This is a genomic window from Pseudomonas tehranensis (assembly GCF_014268615.1).
In the GTDB taxonomy this organism is placed as follows: domain Bacteria; phylum Pseudomonadota; class Gammaproteobacteria; order Pseudomonadales; family Pseudomonadaceae; genus Aquipseudomonas; species Aquipseudomonas tehranensis.
The window spans coordinates 1-8639 of record NZ_JABWQV010000213.1; the positions used below are offsets into that span (position 1 = coordinate 1).

7 protein-coding genes are annotated in these 8639 nt (G+C 60.5%); all 7 read right to left on the reverse strand.

The features are described from left to right. Positions 1 to 50 precede the first annotated feature (50 nt). On the reverse strand, positions 51 to 905 hold the full coding sequence (locus HU811_RS21740; protein ID WP_186658029.1) for a D-hexose-6-phosphate mutarotase: 855 nt from the start codon (positions 903 to 905) through the stop codon (positions 51 to 53). Positions 906 to 1144: 239 nt separating this feature from the next. Beyond that, the gene (locus HU811_RS21745) at positions 1145 to 2491 is read right to left on the reverse strand and encodes a carbohydrate porin (RefSeq protein ID WP_186658032.1); all 1347 of its coding nucleotides are present in this window, start codon (positions 2489 to 2491) and stop codon (positions 1145 to 1147) included. Positions 2492 to 2712: 221 nt separating this feature from the next. Beyond that, entirely contained in the window at positions 2713 to 3873 is a 1161-nt protein-coding gene (locus tag HU811_RS21750) for an ABC transporter ATP-binding protein (protein WP_186658035.1), read from the reverse strand. A gap of 2 nt (positions 3874 to 3875) precedes the next feature. Continuing rightward, positions 3876 to 4721, reverse strand: a complete 846-nt coding sequence (locus HU811_RS21755) for a carbohydrate ABC transporter permease (RefSeq protein WP_092397065.1) — start codon at positions 4719 to 4721, stop codon at positions 3876 to 3878. Next, on the reverse strand, positions 4714 to 5622 hold the full coding sequence (locus tag HU811_RS21760) for a carbohydrate ABC transporter permease (protein WP_092397063.1): 909 nt from the start codon (positions 5620 to 5622) through the stop codon (positions 4714 to 4716). The genes HU811_RS21755 and HU811_RS21760 overlap by 8 nt, the downstream gene beginning before the upstream one ends. Before the next feature lie 182 nt (positions 5623 to 5804). Next, complete coding sequence (locus HU811_RS21765) at positions 5805 to 7106, reverse strand: ABC transporter substrate-binding protein (RefSeq protein WP_186658038.1); 1302 nt, start codon at positions 7104 to 7106, stop codon at positions 5805 to 5807. Between the two features lie 117 nt (positions 7107 to 7223). Continuing rightward, positions 7224 to 8483 (reverse strand): D-mannose isomerase, encoded by a 1260-nt coding sequence (locus HU811_RS21770; RefSeq protein WP_092454329.1) that lies wholly within the window; start codon positions 8481 to 8483, stop codon positions 7224 to 7226. Between the last annotated feature and the right edge of the window lie 156 nt (positions 8484 to 8639).

Sequence of the window (8639 nt, forward strand, 5' to 3'; positions counted from 1 at the left end):
GGAGCGGGCTTGCTCGCGAAGGCGCCAGTCGCCACACCAGAGATCCTGAGTTAAGCCCCCACCCACGCCTGCAAACTCAAATGCGCCCGCTCCCCCGGCGCCAGGCACAGGCTATCGGTGCCGCCGCTGGCCGCCTCGACACACACGAATTCGCTGATTTCATCCCAGCTCACCCCCAGCAAAGGCCGGGCACCGGGATGCCACACCACGGTATCGGCGCTGGCGCCGGTGTCGATGCACAGCTCACGCTGCCAGGCGTGGTCCTTAAGCTGCAGTTCACCCTCATGCTGGAACACCCGCTGACAACCGCCCTCGACGCGCAAATCGCCTTCCTGCTGACAGACTGCGCGATTCAACTGGTCGTAGCCCTGCGCGCCTTCGAGCCCGGACAGCGCTATCTCACCGACATCACCAATACGCCAGTAGGCGTGCAGAGCCTGGCTTAATTGGCACGGCAGGCTGTCTTGATGCTCGGTGCTCAAGCGTAATTCCATGCGTTCGCCCAAGTCGGCGTGCAGGTCCACCTGCCAGTCGCACAACTGGAGCTGCCAGTGCAGGTGCACGCCTGTTTCATCGCTGCGGCTGTCGAGCAGTTTCCAGTCGATCAACCGTGCCCAGCCATGAGACGGCCAGGCGTTTTCGCTGGGGTGACGGCCATACCACGGCCAGCACACCGGCACCCCGCCGCGTATTGCGCCGACTTGTGGCCACTTGGCCGCGCACCACAGCCAGGGTTTCTGACCGCGAGGCTGAAAGTGCAATAGCTGCGCGCCCTGACGACTGAACACCGCCTGGCACAGCGGATGATCGATCACCAGCACATCGCGTTGCCGATAGCGCTCCCACGCAAACACCGGGCGCTCGCGCAAGGATCTGAAAAAGCGTTGTAGCGGATGCTCATGCATGAGCTGCGGTCCTGGAAATCATTGAATGCTCAACTGATGCGACAGTTTTTGTGGCGAGGTGGATTTATCCCCGCAGGCCCGTGGGAGCAAAGCTTGCTCGCGATGCAGGCGACTCGGTGCTATGGAAGACCGCGTCATCTTCATCGCGGGCAAGCCTTGCTCCTACACCCCAAAAAAAAGCGGACAGCCTTGGCCATCCGCAAATATGCGCACATAGAGAGGAGCTTATCGCAACAGCGTTAGAACACCGACTGAATTTTCAGACCGGCGACCAGCGCGTCGTCGACTTCATTCACACCACCTGGATGCGTGATGTATTGCAGGTTAGGGCGTACGGTCAGCCAGTTGGTTACGTGGAAACCATAGTTGATTTCGTAGTTGTATTCGGTGCCACGCAACGGCGAGAACAACGGATCGTCGTAGTCGCTGACACCATTGGCCGCGTTGATCAGCTCGGCGTTTTTCTTCACGTCTTCGTTGACATGGATGCGGGAAAAACCGATCCCGACGTCATCTTTAGGACGCGCATTGAACGGACCCTTGTACACGAACATCAGCGACTGGTAGTTGTCGACGACGTTGGTTTCCTTGTCATGGAAGGTGGCGTTGGCCGCAATGTTCAGACCGCGCGAGGCGTCGCCATTGTGGCTGGTGAGCTGTTGCTGCACCACGAACCAGTAGCCATCCTTGCTGCTGTGGCTGCGGTAGGCGTTACCGGTTGTCGCGGCATCCTGGCCATTGTCATCTTCGCGGACGTCATCAGCCTTGGCCGTACTTTTGTAGTAACCGATACGGTACTCGCCTGGCAGGCTATTGAGCTTGGGCGACCAGACCAACTCGACCGGAATGAGCGTGCCCTGGGTGCCGCTGCCACTGAGCTTGTAGCGGTTGCCGTTTTCCAGTTGAGATGGGTTCTGGTTGTAAGCACCGATCTGCGCATAGAGTTCCGGCGTGAGGTTGTACTTGACGCGAATCGCCGCCTGCATGATCGGCCAGTTGTACCAGATGCCGGTTGCCCAGTTACCGGCTTGCGAACCGCAGAACGCCAGGTTCTGGAACTCGCACGGGAAACTGTTGAAATCTTCACCGACCCCGTAATAACCGGCTTTGACATCCAGCTTACTGTCGAAATACTGCTGCTTGATCCACAACTGGGTCAGACGGGTGGTTTGCCCACGGCCCCAGACTTCCTGGGAAGAGCTGAGGGTGCCGGCACGTGGATCACCGATACGGTCGTTGGAGATGTTGCGACCGTCCCGGCGAGTGAATTGAATCTTGGCCGTGGTATCACCCCAACCCGCCAGTTTCTCCAGGTCGAGGGCTACGCCCAAGCCAAACTGCTGGGACCAACGCGCAGTCTTGTCATCGTTGTAACCGCCGTCGAGATTGGCCCCCATCTCACCAACGAAATCAGCCTTGATATCGATACCTTGCTCGATCAGCCTGGTCCGCTCGCCACCCCAGTCGCCCGTCATCCACTGCGAATCGGCGCTGAAAGCCTCGGCCGCATGCGCACTACCGGCCAGCATCATCGCCGCAACAGCGGACAATTGGCAGACACGCTGGGCGTTGTTGTTCTTCTTCATCCCTACATCCTCGTCTTTATTGTTATTAACTGTTTTTATCTAACGCGGTTTACAACGATTGCGGCGAATGGTCCCCCACTCACCGCATACTCCCTTGTGGAGCGGGCTTGTGTGGGAGCTGAGCTTGCTCGCGATGAAAGCACCTCGGTCTTTCAAATGACCGCGTTATCGTTCATCGCGAGCAAGCTCAGCTCCCACAAGCCCGCTCCCACATTTGTTCTTCATCGTCCTTTGAATTGCGCGACGTTGGCGGCTCGGGTATCGGCCGGTGCCTGGCCGGCCACGCCCAGGCGTTCGCCGGACTGGGCATCGAACAGCAGCACTTTCGAGGGATCGAACTGCAGCGTCAGGGTCTCCCCCACCTGCGGCGCCACGTCCGGCGCCAGGCGGCAGCAAACCTTGGTGTCGTTCAGGTTGACGAACACCAGCGTGTCCGGCCCGGTGGGCTCGGTGACCTGGACTTCGGCGCGAATGGTGGGCAAGCCATTGGGCTCATTGCCCGCCAGCATGATCTGTTCCGGGCGCAGGCCGAGGATCACTTCACGGTCTTCCAGACCCGCATCCTGCATGCCCATCGGCAGCTCGCAACGGGCCTGGCCACTGTCGAGCAATGCCAGCAGGCGGCCGTCCTTGCGTTGCAGGCGCAGGGGGATGAAGTTCATCGGTGGCGAACCGATGAAGCTCGCCACGAACAGGTTGGCCGGGTTGGTGTAGATGTCCTTCGGCGTGCCGAACTGCTGGATGATGCCGTCCTTCATCACCGCCACTTTGTCGCCCAGCGTCATGGCTTCGATCTGGTCGTGAGTCACGTAGACCGTGGTGGTCTTCAGGCGCTGGTGCATCAGTTTCATTTCGGTGCGCATCTCGACCCGCAGCTTGGCGTCGAGGTTGGACAGCGGTTCGTCGAACAGGTAGATCTTCGGCCGCCGCGCCAGCGCCCGGCCCATGGCCACGCGCTGTTGCTGGCCACCGGAAAGCTGGCCGGGCTTGCGGTTGAGCAGGTGCTCGATCTGGAGCAGCTTGGCCACGCGAGTGACTTCCTCATCGATGGCCGACTGATTCATCTTGCGAATCTTCAGACCGAACTCGATGTTCTCGCGCACGCTCATGGTCGGGTACAGCGCGTAGGACTGGAACACCATGGCGATGTCGCGATCCTTGGGGCTCATGCCGCTGACGTCCTGGTCACCGATCATGATCGCGCCGCCGGTAATGGTTTCAAGGCCGGCGATGCAGTTCATCAGCGTCGACTTGCCGCAACCCGAAGGGCCGACGAGGATCAGGAACTCACCGTCCTTGATCGACAACTCGATGTTCTTCAGGGTGTCCGGCAGGCCGGCACCATAGGTCTTGTTTACATTGCGAAGTTCGAGCGTTGCCATGATTACCCCTTGACTGCGCCGGCCGTCAGACCGCGCACGAAATACTTGCCTGCCACCACATAGACCAGCAGGGTCGGCAGCCCGGCGATCATCGCCGCCGCCATATCAACGTTGTATTCCTTGGCCCCGGTACTGGTGTTGACCAAGTTGTTCAGCGCCACCGTGATGGGCTGCGAATCGCCGCTGGAGAACACCACGCCAAACAGGAAGTCGTTCCAGATCTGAGTGAACTGCCAGATCAGGCAGACCATGATGATCGGGGTGGACATCGGCAGGATGATCCGCCGGAAGATGGTGAAGAAACCCGCACCATCCAGTCGCGCCGCTTTTACCAGCGCATCGGGAATGCTCACGTAGTAGTTACGGAAGAACAGCGTGGTGAACGCCAGGCCGTAGACCACATGGATGAACACCAGGCCCGTGGTGGTACTGGCCAGGCCCATCTTGCCGAGCGTGAAGGAAGCCGGCAGCAGGACGGTCTGGAATGGCAGGAAGCAGCCGAACAACAACAGGCCGAAGAACAACTGCGAACCACGAAAGCGCCACATCGACAACACGTAGCCGTTCAATGCACCGATCGCGGTGGAGATCAGCACCGCCGGGACGGTGATCTTGATCGAGTTCCAGAAGTACCCGTCAACCGTGGCCCAGGCCTTGACCCAACCGATGCCGGTGACCACGGTCGGCCAGCTCAGCAGGTTGCCGGTGCTGATGTCTTCCGGTGTCTTGAAGCTGGTCAACAGCATGACCACCAACGGCACCAGGTAAAGCAATACGGCAAGGATCAGTACCGCGTAGATCGCGATGCGACTCAGGCTGATGGCAGGTTTGGCAGCGAGACTAGTCATGACGCTTGGTCCTCAGCTCGGAGTACAGGTAAGGCACGATGATTGCGAGAATCGCACCGAGCATCAGAATCGCACTGGCCGAGCCCATGCCCATCTGGCCGCGACTGAAGGTGAAGGAGTACATGAACATGGCAGGCAGGTCGGAGGAGTAACCCGGACCGCCGGCCGTCATTGCCGCCACCAGGTCAAAGCTCTTGATCGCGATGTGCGCCAGGATCATCACCGCACTGAAAAACACCGGACGCAGGCTCGGCAACACCACTTTCCAGTAGATGCGCGGCATGCTCGCGCCATCGATCTGCGCGGCGCGGATGATCGACTGATCAACACCCCGCAGGCCGGCCAGGAACATCGCCATGATGAAGCCCGAGGCCTGCCATACCGCGGCGATCACCAGGCAATACACCACACGGTCCGGGTCGATCAGCCAGTCCAGGCGGAAGCCTTCCCAGCCCCAGTCACGCAACAATTTGTCCAGGCCCATGCCCGGGTTAAGCAACCACTTCCAGGCCGTACCGGTGACGATCATCGAGAGCGCCATCGGGTACAGGTAAATGGTGCGGATGAAACCCTCGCGACGAATGCGCTGGTCAAGAAACACCGCCAGCAGTACACCGATCACCAGGGTGATGCCGATGAACATGCCACCGAAGACTGCCAGGTTCTTGCTCGCCACCCACCAGCGGTCGTTGTCCCACAGCCGTGCGTACTGCGCCAGGCCAGCCCACTTGTAATTGGGCAGAAAGGTCGAGGTGGTGAACGACAGAACAAACGTCCACAAGATGTAACCGTAGAAGCCCACCAGCACGATGAACATGCTCGGCGCCAGCACCAGTTTTGGTAGCCAGCGCTGCAATGCATCGAACGGCGAGGCCTTGCTGAACACAGCAACAGAACTCATGGGAAGATCCAGTACAAAGGGTAATGATTACAAGGGCATCCCTTGTGGGAGCGGGCTTGTGTGGGAGCTGAGCTTGCTCGCGATGAAGGCGTCTCGGTCTTTCGAATGAGCGCGTTATCGTTCATCGCGAGCAAGCTTTGCTCCCACAGGCTCGCCCCCACAGGGGCCTGCGGTGCTAACGGTTACTTGGCAGACTGAACCGCTGCGCCCAGCTTCTTGGCAGCGTCGGCTGGGTCGGCTTTCGGGTCGTTGATGTAGTTGGTCACCACGTCAAAGAACGCGCCCTGTACCGCCAGCGTGGTCGCCATGTTGTGCGCCATGCTTGGCTGCAGGCCGCCGGACTTGGCGTCCGCCAGGAAGTCCTTGGCAGCGGTCTGGGCGCAGGAATCGAAACCGTACTTGGCCATGTCGGCCAGCATGTCGTTGCGCACCGGGATCGAACCCTTGTTGATGCTGAAGACTTTCTGGAAGTTCTCACCCAGCACGACCTTGGCGATATCCTGCTGACCGGCCGCGGTGCCTTCGTCTTTCTGCTTGAACACCGCCAGGGAATCGATGTTGTAGGTGAAGGCCTTGTCGGTGCCCGGGAACGCTACGCACTCGTAGTCCTTGCCGGCGACTTTCTTCGCGGCGGTCCATTCGCTCTTGGCCCAGTCACCCATGATCTGCATGCCGGCCTTGCCGTTGATGACCTTGGCCGCTTCCAGGTTCCAGTCCTGCCCCTTGCCATCGACGTCCATGTAGGTCGCGACTTTCTTGAGCTCGGTCAACGCCTTGACCATCTCCGGACCAGTCAGGGCCTTGCTGTCCAGATCGACCAGAGCTTTCTTGTAGCCATCGACCCCCATGACCGAAAGCACCACGGCTTCGAACACGGTGCTGTCCTGCCAAGGCTGGCCGCCGTGGGCCAGCGCAATGAAGCCTGCTGCCTTGAGCTTGTCGCCGGCGGCGTAGAATTCTTCGAGGGTGGTCGGGTTCTTGGTGATGCCGGCTTTCTTGAAGACTTCGGGGTTGATCCACAGCCAGTTGACGCGGTGGATGTTCACCGGCACGGCGACGTAATCACCTTCGTACTTCACGGTATCGGAGACTTTCTTGTCGAGCAGGCTGTCCCACTTCTCTGCTTTGGCCACGTCTTTCAGGACGTCGGTGTCGAGCAGCCCGGTGGACGCCCACTCCTGGATGTCCGGGCCTTTGATCTGGGCCACACCCGGAGGGTTACCGGCCACGGCGCGGCTCTTGAGCACGGTCATGGCCGTGGAACCGCCACCCCCGGCAACAGCGCCATCCTTCCAGGTAAAACCGTCTTTCTCGACCTGGGCCTTGAGCACATCGACTGCGGCTTTTTCGCCACCGGACGTCCACCAGTGAACGACTTCGACGCTGCCTTTGGATTCGGCGGCAAGGGCGCTGACAGGGAATGCTGCGACGGGAAGCAGGGAAGCAAGAGAAATGACAGTAGCGAGGCGAGAAATCGCATTCATCTAGGAAGTACCTTTCTTGTTGTTATGCATGCAAGTCTGATGCTTGCGCTGCATGGATTCTAAACAGGGGAAATCCCTTGGCAGGTAACGAAGGGACGCGTAAATGTCACGGCATGGTTACACAGGCGCGGGGCTGGAGAGTTTCGCCAACGCCGTCGCCATGCTGGGGGCGAGGGGCAAACGCGGGATCAGCACCGCCTGCCAGGCGTGATACAAGTCCGGTTTGCCCGGCCAGATGTCGGCGCTGGGGCGGTTCTGCGGATCGAGTTCGTGGTGCCAACTACCGTTGCAACGGTCGATGAAATGTTTGTCACAGAACTCCCAGAACCGCCGGTACCAGACTTCGTATTGCGCCTCGTCGGTGCGTTTGAGCAAGGCGCTGGCGGCGGCCGCTGCTTCGGCATGCACCCAATGCAGGCGATGGCGAACCACCGCGCGATTGTCCCAGTCCAGGGTGTAGACAATGCCTGGCGCGCCATCGACCTCCCAACCGTGACGGCAGTTCTGGTCAAAGAGTTTTTGCGCGTCCTGGGCCAGCCAGCCGGGCGTCAACATACCAATCTGCACCCGCGCGGCTTCTAGGTGCAACAGCAGCCGCGCCCATTCGAAACCGTGGCCGGGCGTGGTGCCGTAAGGGCGAAAACCGTCGGCTGGGTTGTCGTGGTTGTACTCGCGAAGCGGCTGCCAGTGGCGATCGAAATGTTCCACCACCAGGTAGTCATTGGCGGCGGCGTGGCCGTGGATGACCCGCTCAACGATACGCAGCGCGCGGACCAGCCAGCGGGGCTCGTCCGTGGCATCGGCCAGCGCCAGGAAGGCTTCGGTGGCGTGCATGTTGCTGTTGGCGCCGCGATAGGCTTCCTCATCGCTCCAGTCGCGGTTGAAGGACTCGCGCAGGGCGCCCTCCTCTTCGCTCCAGAAGTGCGCATCGATCACCCGCACAGCTTCATCCAGCAGCGCCTGGGCGCCAGGACGTTGGGCCACCACCGCGGAACTCGCCGCCAAGGCGACAAATGCGTGCAGGTAGGCGGCCTTGCCGGTGTCGTTCTCGTGGGGTTGCGCCGTGGCGAACCAGCCGCCGTGCTCGGCGTCCCGCAGAGGGCCGCTGAGGGCCTGGACACCGTGGTCCACCAGTTCGGCGAAACCGGGCAGCCCCTGGATATGAGCCATGGCAAAGCTATGGGTCATGCGCGCGGTGTTCATGGTTTCAGCCCGGGCATCGTCCGGCAGGCGGCCCTGGTCGTCCAGATTGCCAAAGCCGTCCGGCAGCTTCGCGGCTTTGGCGAACGCCAGCAGGCGCAAGCCTTCGGCGGCAAGCCATTGCTGGTGGGCAGGTGCGTTCAGCCAACTACTGAAGGCCGGTTGGAAGGTGTCCATGGGAGTACCTTTTTTGTTGTTTTGACGCAGGGAGTCTAAACAAGGGATGGCGGGCGGCAGGTAACGAAAGGGGCGAGTTATGTCACCAGCTTGTGACATTCACTTGAGAGATATGCTGAACCAGACGGCGTCATCGCGAGCAGGCTCGCTCCCACA